Source organism: Paractinoplanes maris, from assembly GCF_023544465.1.
In the GTDB taxonomy this organism is placed as follows: Bacteria; Actinomycetota; Actinomycetes; order Mycobacteriales; family Micromonosporaceae; genus Actinoplanes; species Actinoplanes maris.
Genome location: NZ_JALPVL010000019.1, coordinates 90,403 through 104,624, shown reverse-complemented (window position 1 = coordinate 104,624; position 14,222 = coordinate 90,403). Strand labels below are relative to the sequence as shown.

Genomic DNA, 14,222 nt, shown 5'->3' with positions numbered 1-14,222 from the left:
GCCCTATCTAATCGCCGTCGACACTGACCAGGAGCCGCACCAGACGGTCGAGCTCCGCGGAGGGGTCGGCGGCCAGGCCCATGTGAACGGGCCCGGCCCGCAGCACGGTGCTGCGCGGGGCGACCAGCCAGCGGAAGCGCTCGCCCTGGCTGATGTCGGTGGCGGCACCGGCCCCCGAGCACGTGGCGTCCCAGGAGGAGAGCGCGGCCCGGATGGCGGGGACATCGGCGCCGGGGTCGACGGCGAGTAGGCGGTTGTCGCGGAAGTCGGTGCGCGCGGCCAGGAAGTCGAGGCGCTGGCAGTAGAGGACGACGCCGACGTTGATCAGCTCGCCCCGCTCGATGCGGGGGACGGCCTGGATGATCGCGTACTCGTACGGGATTCTCACGGGAGCCACGCCTCCGGGCGCTCGGCGCGGGCGGAGAGATGCCGCAGATACGCCTCGCGGCCGGCCTCGTCGTCCAGCCACTCGTCCGGCACCAGGGCGATGACCTCCTCGAGCAGGCCCGGCGTGAGGCGCTCGGCCAGCGCGGGGCCCTCGGTGGCGAGCTCGGTCGCGTACGGCTTCAGGACGTGGTCGTCCCACTTGTACGGACGGTTCACCACCGCCGCGGCCCGGGGCCAGTTGTGATGGAAATACAGCGTCGCACCGTGGTCGATCAGCCAGAGGCCGCCGTGCCAGATCAGCAGGTTGGGGTTGCGCCAGCTGCGGTCGACGTTCTCCACGAAGGCGTCGAAGGCGATCACCCGCGAGGCCAGCCCGGAGTCGACCGGGTGCACGACCGGGTCGTAGCCGAGCGCGCCGGGCAGGAAGTCCATGCCCAGGTTGGTGCCGGCGCTGGCCTTGATCAGCTCCTGGACCTCCTCGTCGGGCTCGGCCCGGGCGACGATCGGGTCGAGGTGGACGACGGTGAGCTCGGGCACCGGCAGGCCGAGGCGGCGGGCCAGCTCGCCCGAGATCACCTCGGCCACCAGGGCTCGGGGGCCCTGCCCGGCGCCGCGGAATTTCACCACATAGGTGCCGAGGTCGTCGGCCTCGACCACGCCGGGCAGTGAGCCGCCCTCACGGAGCGGGGTGACGTAACGGATCGCGGTGACCTGACGTAGCACCCCGCAACCCTAGCTAGACGGTGTCGGGCCCCTGCTTGCGGAGTTCGTCGACCTTGGTCATGGCCTCGCGCAGGTCGGCCAGCCACTGGTCGGCGTTCTGCCCGACCAGCTTGACGCACCAGGCCAGTGCCTCCGAGCGGGAGCGGGCCACGCCGGCGTCGACCAGCGTGTCGAGGATCTGCCGCTCGGGCTGGCGCAGGCGGGTCATGACCGGGGCGGCCAGGTGGGTGAACAGCTCGTTGGTGTCGCCGCAGCGGATGCCCCAGGCGACCTTGCGCTGATAGCGGTGCTCGATCTGCCGGGCGACCCGGATGCGGGCCTCGCGGGTGTCCTCCCGGAACTGGTTGATGCGGCCGCCGTGGGCCGCGGCCCGGTCGGCCTCGGTGGCCTCGGCGCCCAGCTCGGGCTCGGCCACCCGGCCCCAGATGATGATCTCGTCACGGTCGATGACGATCTCGGGCCGCTCGGTGAACCATCCGTCCGGGATGGCGCCGGTGACCCAGGCCGGGGCGTCGTCGGCGGTCGGCGGCTCGACGCGGCCCTGCGGTGCGGTACGGAATCGCATGGCTTTCCTCCCCATGAACTTGCACTGATTACATGATTACACCGTTGTCGAGGCAATCGACCAGCGAAACGTGCGGGGAATTCGGGGCCGTGGGGACACCCCGGCCGGGTCCGACGCGGCAGACTGGCGCTATGGAGCTGCCGATCAATCCGCCGGTCAAGCCGATGCTCGCCAAGCCGGTCGCCGAGATCCCGCCGGGACAGATCTACGAGCCCAAGTGGGACGGATTCCGGTCGATCGTCTTCCGGGACGGCGACGAGGTCGAGATCGGCAGCCGCAACGAGAAGCCGATGACGCGGTATTTCCCCGAGGTCGTCCAGGCCGTGCTGGCCAACTTCCCGGAGCGGGCGGTGATCGACGGTGAGGTCATCGTGGCCGACACCGAGCGCAACACCCTCGACTTCGAGGCGCTCCAGCAGCGCATCCACCCCGCGGCCAGCCGGGTCAAGCTGCTCAGCGAGCAGACGCCGGCCGGCTTCGTCGCCTTCGACCTGCTCGCGATCGGCGACGAGGACCTGACCGAGGTGCCGTTCGGCGAGCGCCGGGCCCGGCTCGTCGAGGTGCTCAAGGACGCCCAGCCCCCGGTGTACGTCACTCCGGCGACCGACGACCTCGAGACGGCCACGCGGTGGTTCGCCCAGTTCGAGGGGGCCGGTCTCGACGGGTTGATCGCCAAGCAGCGCGAGCTCGTCTACCAGCCCGACAAGCGGGTGATGACAAAGATCAAGCACAAGCGCACGGCCGACTGCGTGGTGGCCGGCTATCGGGTGCACAAGACGGCCGACAACCGGATCGGCTCGCTGCTGCTCGGCCTCTACGACGAGCGCGACGTGCTCGTGTCGGTCGGTGTCATCGGCGCCTTCCCGATCACCGTCCGCGAGGAGCTGTTCGAGGAACTGCAGCCGCTGGTCACCACGTTCGAGGGCCACCCGTGGAACTGGGCCGCCCACCTGGAGGGTGAGCGCACCCCGCGCAAGAACGAGGTCAGCCGGTGGAACAACGGCAAGGACCTGTCGTTCACGCCGCTGCGGCCGGAGCGGGTGGTCGAGGTGCGTTACGACTACATGGAGGGTCTCCGGTTCCGGCACACCGCCCAGTTCGAACGGTGGCGGCCCGACCGTGACCCGCGGACCTGCACCTACGACCAGCTGGAACGGCCGGTGCGGTTCAATCTGGCCGAGGTGCTGACCAGCCGCTGAGTCGGCCACTGCCAGAATTCTGTCAGGGGGACCGGCTAGCCTTTCCCGTGTCGTCCGCCGTCGAAAGGTCAGCAACGTGCCGCGTCGCTCCCGCTCGGTGATCGCCGTCCTCGCCGCGGTCCTGACCGTCGCCGCCGGGTGCACCGTGCCCGCGTTCGCGCCCAACGGCTCGGGCGAGGCCGGCCCGGTGACGTCGTCCGGCAACCCCGCCGCCGGCGGCACCGCCGACTGGCGCCCCTGCAGCGACGTGCCTGAGCAGCTGGTCGGCCAGGCCGCGCCCGGCATGACCTACGACTGCGCCGACGTCAGCGTGCCACGCGACTGGAACCAGCCGGGCAACGGCGAGACCTACTCCATCGCCATGATCCGCATTCGGTCGTCCAAACAGTCCGGCCGCATCGGCTCGCTGCTGCTCAACCCGGGCGGGCCCGGCGGCTCCGGCATCGAGACGGCGGTCTATTTCTCGTTCGGTGAGGCCTTCGGCGGCCTGCCCACCGAGATCACCAACAAGTTCGACATCATCGGCTTCGACCCGCGTGGTGTCGGCCGGTCCGACCCGGTCAAGTGCATCTCCTCGGCCGATCAGGACGCGAGCTTCGGAGCCGCACCCGACCCGCGGAGCCAGGCCGAGTTCGACCAGCTGGTCACCCTGAACAAAAAGATCGCGACCGGATGCGCCGCCAAATACGGCGATCAGTTGCCCTTCTTCTCGACCGAGCAGGCCGCCCGTGACATGGACTCGCTGCGCCAGGCCGTCGGCGACGCCAAGATGAGCTACCTCGGCTTCTCCTACGGCACGCTGCTCGGCGCGACCTACGCCCAGCTCTTCCCGCAAAATGTGCGGGCGATGGTGCTCGACGGCGCGGTCGACCCCAAGCAGAACTTCATCGAGGGCTCCGAGACCCAGGCCAAGGGCTTCGAGCGGGCGTTCACCAATTTCACCGATTGGTGCAAGGCCACGCCCGACAAGTGCGCCATCGCGCCCGACGCCCGTAAGGCGGTGACCGGCGTGCTGACCGCCGCGGCGACCAAGCCTGTGGCGGGCACCGGCGGTCGCCAGGCCACCCCCGGGTGGATCTTCTATGCGGTGATCTCGTCGCTCTACACCGAGTCGGGCTGGGCCAAGCTGGGCGACGCGATCGCCCAGCTCCAGCAGGGCAACGCCAAGGGCGTGTTCACGCTGGCCGACCAATATGCCGAGCGCAAGCCCGACGGCTCCTACAGCAACCTCTTCGACGCCAACATGGCGGTCAACTGCGCCGACACCGACGACGCGCCCTCGGTCGACGAGGTTCGCCGGCTCCAGGGTGAGTGGCGTCAGAAATATCCGCTCTTCGGTGCGCCGCTCGCGGTCGGCATGCTGTCGTGCGCGGTCTGGTCCGGCGGGCGCGACCCCTACCCGGCCGGCGCGGCCACCGGCGCCCCGCCGATCGTGGTGGTCGGCACGACCGGCGACCCGGCCACGCCGTATGAGAACACGGCCGACCTGGCCTCGATGCTGGGCGTCGGGCACGTGCTGACGTGGGAGGGCGAGGGCCACACGGCCTACCCGAGCACCACCTGCATCGCGAAGGCGGTGGACGGCTATCTCATCGATCTGAAGGTGCCGCAGGAGGGCCTGCGCTGTCCGGCAAAGTGATGCCGTCGCGCTCGGCCATGGCGTCGAGCAGGGCGCGGACGTGGCGCAGGTTGGCCTTGAGCTCCTCCTGCTCCTCGTGGTGAAAGGCGTCCGAGTCGACGATCAGCTTGCTGGCGAAATGCGCCGTGATCAGCGGGATGACCACCAGCACCATGACCGAGATCAGCAGGCCGGCGAGGATCCGCGCCTCCAGCGTCTTGGGTGAGATGTCGCCGTAGCCCACGGTCGACGCGGTGACCACCGCCCACCAGATCGCGTCGCCGATGGACTCCTTCTTCTCGAAGAAGTGGTAAAGCACGCCGCAGAGGACGATCAGCATCGCGTAGGCGAGGATCAGCGTGCCGGGTGAGTTCGCCAGCCAGACGATGCCGCGGTAGACCCGGTAGAACGGCTTGAACAGCTTGTTCATGGTCGACATGGTGCCTGAGCCACGGTCGGCCGCGTAGGCCCTCTCGGACAGAAATCCGCGCCGGTGAGAGACTGCCGCGATGGAATTCCGGACCGCCACCCGCGCCGACGTCCCCGCCGTGCTGCGGCTGCTCGCCGACGACGACATCAGCCGCGACCGGGGATTCGGCGAGGCACCACCGGTCGCCGAGGACGTGGACGCGGCGATCTGGGCGGCGTTCGAGGAGATCGACGCCGACCCGAACAACGAGCTCATCGTCGCCGACGACGACGGCGTGGTGGTCGCCACCGCCCAGCTGACCTTCATCCCCGGCCTGAGCCGCTCGGGTGCGCGCCGGATGACCATCGAGGCCGTCCGGGTGAGCACCGACCGGCGCGGCTCCGGGCTGGGCACCGACCTGATGGCCTACGCCCTGGACCGGGCCCGCGCGCAGGGCTGCCGCATCGCCCAGCTGACCACCGACAAGCGCCGCCGAGACGCCCACCGCTTCTATGCGCGGCTCGGCTTCGTCGCCTCCCACGAGGGCATGAAGCTCACTCTGTAGCGTCCCAGTTCGCGGCGTTCTTACGGCTCGGCTGGACGCGTGGGGGCTCGCCCGGCATCTTCGGGTGGTCGGGGGGATAGGGCATGTCGCCCTGGCCGTTCTTCTCGTCGCGCTCCACCCACTCGAGCAGCGGCGTCAGATCGTGGGCCACGTCGTCGATGGCGGCGTGCGGGTCACCGATCTCGGCGAAACGCTTCGGGAGGGTGCGCAGGTCGAAGTCGTCGGGCTCGACGTCGGGCAGCTCGGCCCAGGTGACCGGGGCCGAGGCGGTGGCCCGGCCGTTGGCCCGCAGCGAATAGGCGCAGGTGATCGTGCGGTCCCGGGCCATCTGGTTGAAGTCCAGGAAGACGCGCTCGCCCCGCTCCTCCTTCCACCAGGCGGTGGTGATCAGCTCGGGGCGGCGCCGCTCGGCCTCCCGGGCCAGGGCGATCGCGGCCCGGCGCACGTCGATGAACGACCACCGCGGTGCGATGCGGAGATAGACGTGCACACCGCGGCCGCCGGACGTCTTGGGGAAACCGACCCAGCCCAGGTCGTCGAGCACCTCGTGCAGGACTCCGGCGGTGGCCACCACGTCGGCGAACGAGTTGCCGGGCTGCGGGTCGAGGTCGATGCGCAGCTCGTCGGGGTTGTCCGGCGCGACGCCCCGCACCGGCCACGGGTGGAAGACGACGGTGCCCATCTGGGCTGCCCAGGCCACGTGGGCCAGGTCGGCCGGGCACAGCTCGACCGCCGTACGTTTGCTCGGGAACGCGATCTCTGCCGTCTGGATCCAGTCGGGCACGCCACGGGTGGGGATGCGCTTCTGGAAGAACGCCTCGCCCTCGATGCCGTCGGGGAAGCGCTGCAACGTCGTCGGCCGGTTGCGAAGCGCACGCATGATGCCGTCGCCGACCGACAAGTAGTAGTCGAAGACGTCCCGCTTGGTGTAGCCCGGCTGCGGGAACATCACCTTGTCGGGGCTGGTCAGCCGCACGTCATGGCCGGCGATCTCGTGAATTTCCGCTGCGGCTTTCGGCATGGCTCGACGATAAACCGCGCAGCGCCCGACCGAGATCCCGTGGGCACGATGTCGCTCAGCTTGGCTGCCCCGATTTCCCGCAGGTTTCCCGCAGGCAAGATCAAATGCTGGATGTCGCTCATCCTGCCGGCCGAGATTTTCCGGCGAGCAAGATCAAATGCGGATGTCGTGGCGGGGTGGTGGGTGCGGACCGTCGCTCACGCCGAGGGCCGCGGCGCGGTGAGCAGGGCGCTGGCGCGCCCAGAGCGCTCACCCCGCCACGGCGGCGTGCGGGAGTGGTTGCGCCCTACAAGGTCAACTGCGGACGCGGTTGTCGAGCGGCTGTGGCTGGCTGATCCACCACTCGGACGGGACCATCTCGTGGATCTCGTCGGCGATGGCCAGCAGACGGTCGCCGGTGGCGTGGCCGTGATGAGCGTCGGCGAGGCCCTTGACCCGCACGTACCACTCGGCGAGTTGTTCACACTTGACCGAAACCTGGTAGTCCATGGGGCCGACGCTAGGCCGGTGCCGGATTGATCGCACTCAGAACCGGCGACGGGCACCCGCACGGGGAATTGTCGCTTTTCGGCGCTGTCGTTGGGGCGCTTGCTGGCGCGGTCGGTGCGGCGCGGCTTAGCGGTGCTGATGTTGGCGGGCGGCTTCTTGGCGCGGTCGGTGCGGCGCGGCTTAGCGGTGCTGTTGCTGGCGCGGTCGTTGCCGCGCGCGGCTTTTCGGTGCTTTTGTTGGCGCGCGGCTTGGTGGCGCTGTTGTTGCGGCGCGGCTTGCTGGTGCTGTGGGTTCAGGCACGGCTGGGCGGCGCTGGGGAACGGCTCACCGGCACCGCGGGGGTGCCGGTGGCGGCTTGGGGTCAGGCGGTCTTGGCGTCCAGCTTGATCGAGAGGCTGTTGACGCAGTGGCGGGTGTTCTTGTCGGTCATCCGCTCGCCGCGGAAGACGTGGCCCAGGTGGGAGTCGCAGCGCGCGCAACGGATCTCGGTGCGGACCATGCCGTGTGAGAAGTCGTTGATCTCCTTGACCGCGCCCGGGATCGCGTCGTCGAACGACGGCCAGCCGCAGTGCGAGTCGAACTTGTAGTCACTGGGGTAGAGGGCGGCGCCACACGCGCGGCACTCGTACATGCCCTCGGTCTTGGTGTCGACGTATTCGCCGGACCAGGCCGCCTCGGTGCCGGCCTGGCGCAGAACCCGGAACTCGTCGGGGGAGAGGCGCACGCGCCACTCCTCCTCGGTGGTGGGCAGGGTGGTCTCGTTCGGTGCCATACAACAAAAGTACGTCGCACTCCAAGTGTGGGCGGAGTGCTTTGCGTCTCCGTTGAACAGGGGCATGGAAGATGCATCGGCGGCCACCTTCCGGCCCACCTGGAACCAGGCCCTCGGGCGAGGTCTCTACCTCGGCTCGCTCATCGCGATCGGGGTGCTGCTGATCACCGCGATCGTCGCGCCGCCGGGCCTGCTGTGGGCGGCCGCGCTGGCCGGGCCGCCGATCCTCGGAGCGCTGATCGGCCTGGTGGTGGGGCGTCTGACCGGCACGCAGATCACCTCGCGGGGCATTCGTACGGTGTCGGTCTTCCGCGGGGGGATCGCGGCCTGGAGTGAGGTCGCCGACCTGCGGACGGAGCGGCGCGGCGGCCGGACGGTGGTGTCGGTCTATCTCCAGTCCGGGGCGAGTGTGCAGCTCCAGGCGCCGTACAGCGGTGGACTGTTCGCGGCGGACCCCAGATTTGAGGGGAAAATGACCACTTTGTTCCATCTGTGCCGGAGTCACCGTTTCGGTGGTCTTCCGGGATGATGACCCGCCGATCGTGCTTAACGGGTAAATCGGGCATTTGCCGCTAAGCTCCCTCCCGGACCGAGAACACCGCAACAGGAATGGATTACTCCTCATGAGCTCAATCAGTCGGATTGTCGCCGTCGGATTGCCCGCCGTCGGCCTTGCCGCCGCTCTCGCGCTGGGTGTCTCCCCGGCCCTGGCCGCCGAGGCCACCATCGACCAGGCCGCGCGGCCGGTCGTCGCCGCCACCGGTTACGGCGAGCCGGACGCCACCGACGAGGCCCCCACCCGCGGCCAGAACGGCTACGGCACGCCGGGCGCGACCAACGAGCCGACCGCCACCGCGGCCAGCACGCCGGACGTGGACGACACGGACACCCCCGACACGGACACGCCGGCCACCGAACTGCCGGACTCGGACACCCCGACGCGGGGTAACAACGGCTACGGCCCGACGCCCACCGCCAGCGTCGACACGGTCACGCCGTCGGCCACGCCCAGCACCCCGACCGGGGCGCTCCCGGCCACGTCGCCCCCCGGCGGCGGTGTCAGCGCCGGCGGAGCCCTCCCGGTCACCGGCGCCCCGATGGGCACCGTCATCTCGCTCGGCGCCCTGATGGTCGCCGCGGGTGCCGCGTCCGTCTGGTACACGCGTCGCCGCCGCAACGCCTGAAGTACTCCCTGAAAAAGGCCGCCCACCCGGGCGGCCTTTTTCGTTACCCACAGACGCTCACGCCGCCCACACCGGCTCTCGTTGACGGCGCTGTCATCGCCACGGCTGCTCAGCCGACGACGCCGGAGCCAACCCGCGACGGCCCGGCAGCTTCCGCCGTCGGGCTGCGATGCCGCCAGTGGAGGCGTCGAGGTCGGCGATCGGTCCTTCGGAGCGCGACCACTCACGCACGCCGCCCGGTCGCGCCGGGCGTTCTGGGCGCGCAGCGCCCTGCTCGGCTCGGCCGGGCCCTCGGCGTGAGCGACGGTCTGCACCCACCACCCCGCTACGACATCCAGCTCTTGACCTTGATCGCCTGACAAGACGACATCCGCCGAACTTTCTCCGGCCTACAGAACGAACGCGTCTGTCCAGAGTTGGCGGCTTTTGCCGGAGAGGGCCTGCATCAACCCCACCGCCTGGTTGTCGGTCAGGCCGGCCACGAAGTCGACGACCGCGCGGCCCCGGGCCCGGTCGATGCGCTCGGGAGTGCCGGCGGGCAGTTCGGCTTCGGCCAGTTCGACCAGGTCGCGGAGGCGGCTCGGGATGCGCTCCTCCTCGTCGGGGTCGACCAGCCAGGCCATCAGGGCGTCGACCAGGGAGGCGACCAGGCGGCCCTGGCCCCGCTGGTGCAGGGCCAGGTCGGGGCGGGCCAGGACGAAACGGTTCTGGACGAACTTGAGGATCTGCACCTCGTGCCACTGGGCTGTGGCGAGTTGCACATGGCCGGAGCGGACGGCCGGGTCGGCGATCGTCTCGACCGATTCGACCAGGCGCCGGGTCCAGGTGGCGGAGAACGCCGCGACCTGGGATTCGGCGTCGAGGGAGCCGTCGAAGGGGCGGGCCAGCAAGCCGTCGACCAGCTCGGCCCGGACCAGCTCGACGGCGGCCGAGAAGGCGTCGTCGTCGGCCATCCAGCCGTCCTTGCGGTGCAGCTGACGGCGTAGCGACTCGATGGCGCCGCCGGCTCGGGTCAGGTCGGTCGACCGGCCCCAGCGTTGCCAGGCCATCAGCTCGGTGGCGACCGCGCCCTGCTGGAGGACGCCGACCCGGTGCACGTCCTCGAGGTCGTGGATCGCGTAGGCGATGTCGTCGGCGGTGTCCATGACCGAGGCCTCGACGGTCTGCTGCCAGTCGGCGACCCGGCCCGCGAACGGGGCCCGGGCGGCGCGCATGTCGCCGGCCTCGGTCGAGTAGGCGCCGAACTTGAGCGAGCCGCCCTCGGGGTCGTCGGGCGGCGGGGCGGCTCCGCGCGGCGCCGGGTCCATGAAGCGCTGCGGGTCGCGGCGGGTCCACGGGTATTTGAGGATCGCCGCCCGGACGGCGTTGGTCAGGTTGAGCCCGATGATGGCCTGGCCGCGGCTCTCGGTGCTGGTGACTATCCGGTACGACTGGGCGTTGCCCTCGAAGCCGTCGCTGAGCCGGAGCCGCTGGCGGGCGACCCGGTCGAGCACGCGCTCGCCGAGGTGGCCGAAGGGCGGGTGGCCGAGGTCGTGGGCCAGGGCAGCCGCCTCGACCACGTCGGGGTCGCAGCCGCCCAGTTTGTCGGCCAGGTCGTGATCGACGCGCTCGGCGATGGCCCGGGCCACCTGGGCGACCTTGAGGCTGTGGGTCATCCGGTTGTGCACCAGCAGGCCGGCGCCGCCAGGACTGATCACCTGGGTGACGCCGGCGAGCCGGGCGAAGAACGGCGACGCGACGATGCGGTCGCGGTCGACGCGGAACGGGCTGGCGGCGAGGTCGCCGGGGGCGACCAGCCGATCGCCGAAGAGGCGCTGAGCCCGGGGATCGTCCATCCCCGGGAGATTACCGGGCCTGGAGCGCGTCCAGCGCGACGGACATGGCCGCGACCAGGCGACGGTCGACCCGCGGGTCGTGGATCGTGACGACGTAGCGGTCGCGCAGGCCCCACTTCTTGACGACCGAGAAGACCGGGCGGTCGTCCAGGACGAAGTCGAAGTGGTAGGGCAGCCAGGACAGCGAGTCGACGAAGCGGCGCAGGATCGCCACCAGCTGGTTGGTCTCGCGGCCGACCAGCGTGCCGAAGCCGGGCTGCTCCAGGTGCCAGGTGGAGCGGATCAGCGATTCCTTGAAGTTCTTCTTGAACAGGCCGATCGGGGCGCCGCTGGCGTCGGTCACGTCGTAGGTCGCGCCGAGGTCGATGCGCTGGCGGGCCTTGAAGCCGAAGACCGGCACCTGCTTGGTGTCGTCGGTGTAGAGGGTGACCTGCTCCTTGAACGCCATGCGCTTCTGCTGCGCGAAGGCGAGGATGCCGGCCTCCTGGCCGTCGGGGGTGACGGCGTGGATCTCGTATTGGTTGACCATCAGCTTGACGCGCTGACGGATGATCAGCTGCTGCTGGGTCTGAAGGGTGTCGACAGTCACGGCTGAGCAGTGTGTCACACCTGTCATCCGGTGGCGGGACCCCAGCCGGTGCGGTCAGACTGGTCGGATGGCGAAGCGAGGACGTACCGGATCATTGATTGCGCTGGCTGTGGCGGCAGGCGTGGCGTGGGTGGCGCGGGACATCCCGCGTCAGATGGGCGCGAAGGCCAAGGGTGAGCGGCTCGCGCGCATGCAGGCGTCACCGCAGTTCGCCGACGGCAAGTTCCACAACACCGTCCCGGCCACGATGCTGGCCGCCTCGTCGATGCCCAAGATTTTCGCCGAGACCCTGCGCGACCGAGGACGCCGCCACCCGCGCCTGCCGATCCCGCTGGTCACCCCCGACCCGGGCGCCACCGCCGACGGCCTGCACGTCACCTGGTACGGCCACTCCTCGGCCATGGTCGAGATCGAGGGCAAGCGGGTGCTGCTCGACCCGGTGTGGAGTGAGCGCTGCTCGCCGTCGAGCGTCTCCGGTCCCAAGCGCCTGCACGAGCCGCCGGTGGCGCTGCGCGACCTGCCCCCGCTCGACGCCGTGCTGATCTCGCACGACCACTACGACCACCTGGACATGCAGACCATCCAGAATCTGGTCGACCTGCAGGCCGTGCCGTTCCTGGTGCCGCTGGGAGTGGGCGCCCACCTGGAGCGCTGGGGTGTGCCGGCCAGCCGCATCGTCGAGCTGGACTGGAACGACACCCACCGGGTGGCCGGCCTCGAGTTCATCGCGACCGCGGCCCGGCACTTCAGCGGGCGTGGGTTCGACCGGGACGGCACGCTCTGGACGAGCTGGGTCATCAACGGGCCGACCCGCAAGGTCTTCTACTCGGGCGACACCGGCTACTTCCCCGGCTTCGCCGAGGTCGGTGAGCGGCACGGGCCGTTCGACGTCACGCTGGTGCAGATCGGCGCGTACAGCGAGAACTGGCCCGACATCCACATGTTCCCGGAGGACGGCGTGGCCACCCACGTCGACGTCCGCGGCGGCCTGATGATCCCGGTGCACTGGGCGACCTTCAACCTGGCCCTGCACGACTGGCCCGAGCCGGCCGACCGCACGTGGCGGGAGGCCAAGGCCCGCGACGTCCGGCTGGCTGTCCCGCGCCCGGGCGAGCGCGTCGACGTCGACAACCCGCCCGCGGTGGACGGCTGGTGGCAGCAGATCGCGTAGCGGCCGCGCTCCTGGTCCTCGGCAACGGCCTGGTCCCGGCGCCGTCGGGCTTCGCCCTCTCGGCCGGGAGTCTGGCCCGGGTGCGGGCTGCGGTCTCCTATCCGTACGTGGAGAGGGTGGTGTTCTCCGGGGGCTGGGAGCAGGCCCGCTCGGGTGCCGCCGAACCGCCGCCGGGTTGCCGCGAGGCCGACCTGATGCGCGGTGCCGCCGTCGGCCTCGGGCTCGATCCCGGTGTCGCCCGCGTCGAGAGCCGGTCGCGCAGCACGCTCGAGAACCTGTTGCACGTGCAGGCGGACGGGCTGCTCGACGGCTTGGGGCTGGGCCCGGCCCGGCCGCTCGGGCTGGTCACCCACGCCTGGCATCTGCCGCGGGCCCGGTTCCTGGCGGGCAAGGTCCTGGGCCTGCGGGGCGACGCGCTGATCAACGTGCCGGCGGCCGGCCTGCCGCGCGGTGGTCTGTTCGAGTACGGCGTCCGGGCGGCATCCCGCGTCTGCTTCCTGGGCGTGCGTGATCCGGCGGTGCTGCTGCGGCGCGAGCGACGAATGGTAACGATGTTGCGCCGCGGGGTATAGCAGCGGCCATGGTGTTTCTTGTGCCGGTTTATCAGCCGGGTGCCGGGTTGTCCCGGCTGGTCGCGGATGTGCGTGAAGCCGATCCTTCGGGCTCGATCGTCCTGGTCGACGACGGCTCCTCGACCCCGGTCTCCGTGCCCGGGTGCACGGTTCTGCGGCATGAGGTGAACCGGGGCAAGGGCGCGGCGCTGCGTACGGGGTTCGCGCACATCGCGGCCGCCCACCCCGGCGAGCCGGTGATCTGCGCCGACGGCGACGGGCAGCACAGCGCGGAGGACATCGTGCGGATCGGCGCCCGGGTCCGCGAGACCGGTCACCTGGTGCTGGGCGTGCGCCGGGTCCGGCGGATGCCGCCCCGCTCGCGGGTGGGCAACGCGATCACCCGCGAGCTGTTCCGGGCCGCGACCGGCCAGTGGGTGCGGGACACCCAGACCGGGCTGCGCGGCTGTCCGGCCTCGTTGCTGCCGTGGCTGGGCGAGGTGGCGGGCGAGCGCTTCGAGTACGAGATGAATGTGCTGCTGGCAGCTACCCGGGCCGGCCATCCGATCGAGCAGGTCGAGATCGCGACCACCTATCTGAACGGGAACGCTTCCTCGCACTTCGGTTCGGTGAGCGACGCGGCGCGGGTCTATCGGGCGCTGCTGCGCTTCGCGATCGTCGACCGGTTCTCTTTGTAGGGCTGCGGCTGTTCACTGCCGGCGGCTTGTCGGCTGCCGTCGCGGTGAGGTCTTAGCTGCGGGCGGTGTGGGCCGTGCTTTCAGTTGCCGGCGCTGTAAGCCGCTGCGAACATCGCGATGAGGAGCAGCAACAACGCAGTCATGATCCGGGCGGTCGGGATCCACGCGTTCGGACGGGTGGCCCTCGGCGAGCGGCGGATCTCTGGCCGGCCACGCCAAAAGGAAGAGCGACCGCGGCCGAGGTGGTAGCCGGCGACGATGACGGCCGCCGCGGTCACCAGAAATGCGACGCTCACTGCGGAACTCGGGTGGAACGGCATGGCGAACCCCCTGGAGATGCGTAGCGGTGCCGGATGGTGATCGCCAGTGTGGGGGCGATGGCCGACTCGATCCAGGGGATATGTGGGCGAATACCGCAGAATAGGGCGCTCACGGGAACGAAGTCT

The 14,222-nt window shown here is 70.4% G+C and carries 18 protein-coding genes; 8 read left to right on the top strand and 10 right to left on the bottom strand.

Annotation, left to right across the window (positions count from 1 at the left end; genetic code table 11):
* Positions 1-7: 7 nt before the first annotated feature.
* The 3 genes from NAG42_RS42210 to abmR are packed head-to-tail and all read right to left on the bottom strand — an operon-like array spanning position 8 to position 1,675.
* The gene (locus NAG42_RS42210; RefSeq protein ID WP_250038158.1) at positions 8-388 is read right to left on the bottom strand and encodes a DUF3037 domain-containing protein; all 381 of its coding nucleotides are present in this window, start codon (positions 386-388) and stop codon (positions 8-10) included.
* On the bottom strand, positions 385-1,110 hold the full coding sequence (locus NAG42_RS42205) for a HipA family kinase (protein ID WP_250038157.1): 726 nt from the start codon (positions 1,108-1,110) through the stop codon (positions 385-387). The genes NAG42_RS42210 and NAG42_RS42205 overlap by 4 nt, the downstream gene beginning before the upstream one ends.
* A gap of 13 nt (positions 1,111-1,123) precedes the next feature.
* Entirely contained in the window at positions 1,124-1,675 is a 552-nt protein-coding gene (abmR, locus tag NAG42_RS42200; protein WP_250038156.1) for an ATP-binding transcription factor AbmR, read from the bottom strand.
* A 131-nt stretch (positions 1,676-1,806) separates the two neighbouring features.
* Between abmR and NAG42_RS42195 the strand changes: the two genes are divergently transcribed.
* Positions 1,807-2,874 (top strand): ATP-dependent DNA ligase, encoded by a 1,068-nt coding sequence (locus NAG42_RS42195; RefSeq protein WP_250038155.1) that lies wholly within the window; start codon positions 1,807-1,809, stop codon positions 2,872-2,874.
* Positions 2,875-2,950: 76 nt separating this feature from the next.
* Positions 2,951-4,513 carry an alpha/beta hydrolase gene (locus NAG42_RS42190; protein WP_250038154.1) on the top strand — a complete coding sequence of 521 codons (1,563 nt, stop codon included), beginning with the start codon at positions 2,951-2,953 and terminating at the stop codon, positions 4,511-4,513.
* On the opposite strand, the gene NAG42_RS42185 is transcribed toward NAG42_RS42190, so the two are convergent.
* Positions 4,464-4,922, bottom strand: coding sequence for a potassium channel family protein (locus tag NAG42_RS42185; protein ID WP_250038153.1), 459 nt, complete (start codon positions 4,920-4,922; stop codon positions 4,464-4,466). The genes NAG42_RS42190 and NAG42_RS42185 overlap by 50 nt on opposite strands.
* 79 nt (positions 4,923-5,001) lie before the next feature.
* On the opposite strand from NAG42_RS42185, the gene NAG42_RS42180 reads away from it, so the two are divergent.
* Positions 5,002-5,466: a GNAT family N-acetyltransferase gene (locus NAG42_RS42180; protein ID WP_250038152.1), complete on the top strand. Its 465-nt coding sequence runs from the start codon at positions 5,002-5,004 to the stop codon at positions 5,464-5,466.
* On the opposite strand, the gene ligD is transcribed toward NAG42_RS42180, so the two are convergent.
* The 3 genes from ligD to msrB all read right to left on the bottom strand — a co-directional run bounded on the left by ligD (position 5,456) and on the right by msrB (position 7,748).
* Positions 5,456-6,487, bottom strand: coding sequence for a non-homologous end-joining DNA ligase (ligD, locus tag NAG42_RS42175; protein ID WP_250038151.1), 1,032 nt, complete (start codon positions 6,485-6,487; stop codon positions 5,456-5,458). The two genes, NAG42_RS42180 and ligD, sit on opposite strands and share 11 nt — an antisense overlap.
* A 294-nt stretch (positions 6,488-6,781) precedes the next feature.
* Complete coding sequence (locus NAG42_RS42170) at positions 6,782-6,976, bottom strand: hypothetical protein (RefSeq protein ID WP_250038150.1); 195 nt, start codon at positions 6,974-6,976, stop codon at positions 6,782-6,784.
* A gap of 361 nt (positions 6,977-7,337) precedes the next feature.
* Positions 7,338-7,748: a peptide-methionine (R)-S-oxide reductase MsrB gene (gene msrB / locus NAG42_RS42165; RefSeq protein WP_250038149.1), complete on the bottom strand. Its 411-nt coding sequence runs from the start codon at positions 7,746-7,748 to the stop codon at positions 7,338-7,340.
* A gap of 64 nt (positions 7,749-7,812) precedes the next feature.
* Between msrB and NAG42_RS42160 the strand changes: the two genes are divergently transcribed.
* Positions 7,813-8,277 carry a hypothetical protein gene (locus NAG42_RS42160; RefSeq protein WP_250038148.1) on the top strand — a complete coding sequence of 155 codons (465 nt, stop codon included), beginning with the start codon at positions 7,813-7,815 and terminating at the stop codon, positions 8,275-8,277.
* A 94-nt stretch (positions 8,278-8,371) separates the two neighbouring features.
* Positions 8,372-8,932, top strand: coding sequence for a hypothetical protein (locus NAG42_RS42155; protein WP_250038147.1), 561 nt, complete (start codon positions 8,372-8,374; stop codon positions 8,930-8,932).
* A gap of 389 nt (positions 8,933-9,321) precedes the next feature.
* Here the strand turns inward: NAG42_RS42155 and NAG42_RS42150 are convergent, their stop codons facing one another.
* Both NAG42_RS42150 and NAG42_RS42145 read right to left on the bottom strand, forming a co-directional pair.
* Positions 9,322-10,767 carry a deoxyguanosinetriphosphate triphosphohydrolase family protein gene (locus tag NAG42_RS42150; RefSeq protein ID WP_250038146.1) on the bottom strand — a complete coding sequence of 482 codons (1,446 nt, stop codon included), beginning with the start codon at positions 10,765-10,767 and terminating at the stop codon, positions 9,322-9,324.
* Between the two features lie 10 nt (positions 10,768-10,777).
* The gene (locus NAG42_RS42145) at positions 10,778-11,356 is read right to left on the bottom strand and encodes an LURP-one-related family protein (RefSeq protein ID WP_250038145.1); all 579 of its coding nucleotides are present in this window, start codon (positions 11,354-11,356) and stop codon (positions 10,778-10,780) included.
* 67 nt (positions 11,357-11,423) lie between these two features.
* Here NAG42_RS42145 and NAG42_RS42140 point away from each other — a divergent pair, with 67 nt between their 5' ends.
* From NAG42_RS42140 to NAG42_RS42130, 3 genes are read left to right on the top strand one after another with little or no spacing between them, the layout of a single operon-like run.
* Entirely contained in the window at positions 11,424-12,527 is a 1,104-nt protein-coding gene (locus NAG42_RS42140) for an MBL fold metallo-hydrolase (RefSeq protein WP_250038144.1), read from the top strand.
* Positions 12,509-13,099, top strand: coding sequence for a YdcF family protein (locus NAG42_RS42135; protein WP_250038143.1), 591 nt, complete (start codon positions 12,509-12,511; stop codon positions 13,097-13,099). The genes NAG42_RS42140 and NAG42_RS42135 overlap by 19 nt, the downstream gene beginning before the upstream one ends.
* Positions 13,100-13,107: 8 nt before the next feature.
* Positions 13,108-13,776, top strand: a complete 669-nt coding sequence (locus NAG42_RS42130) for a glycosyltransferase family 2 protein (RefSeq protein WP_250038142.1) — start codon at positions 13,108-13,110, stop codon at positions 13,774-13,776.
* An 80-nt stretch (positions 13,777-13,856) separates the two neighbouring features.
* On the opposite strand, the gene NAG42_RS42125 is transcribed toward NAG42_RS42130, so the two are convergent.
* Entirely contained in the window at positions 13,857-14,096 is a 240-nt protein-coding gene (locus NAG42_RS42125) for a hypothetical protein (protein WP_250038141.1), read from the bottom strand.
* Positions 14,097-14,222 lie beyond the last annotated feature (126 nt).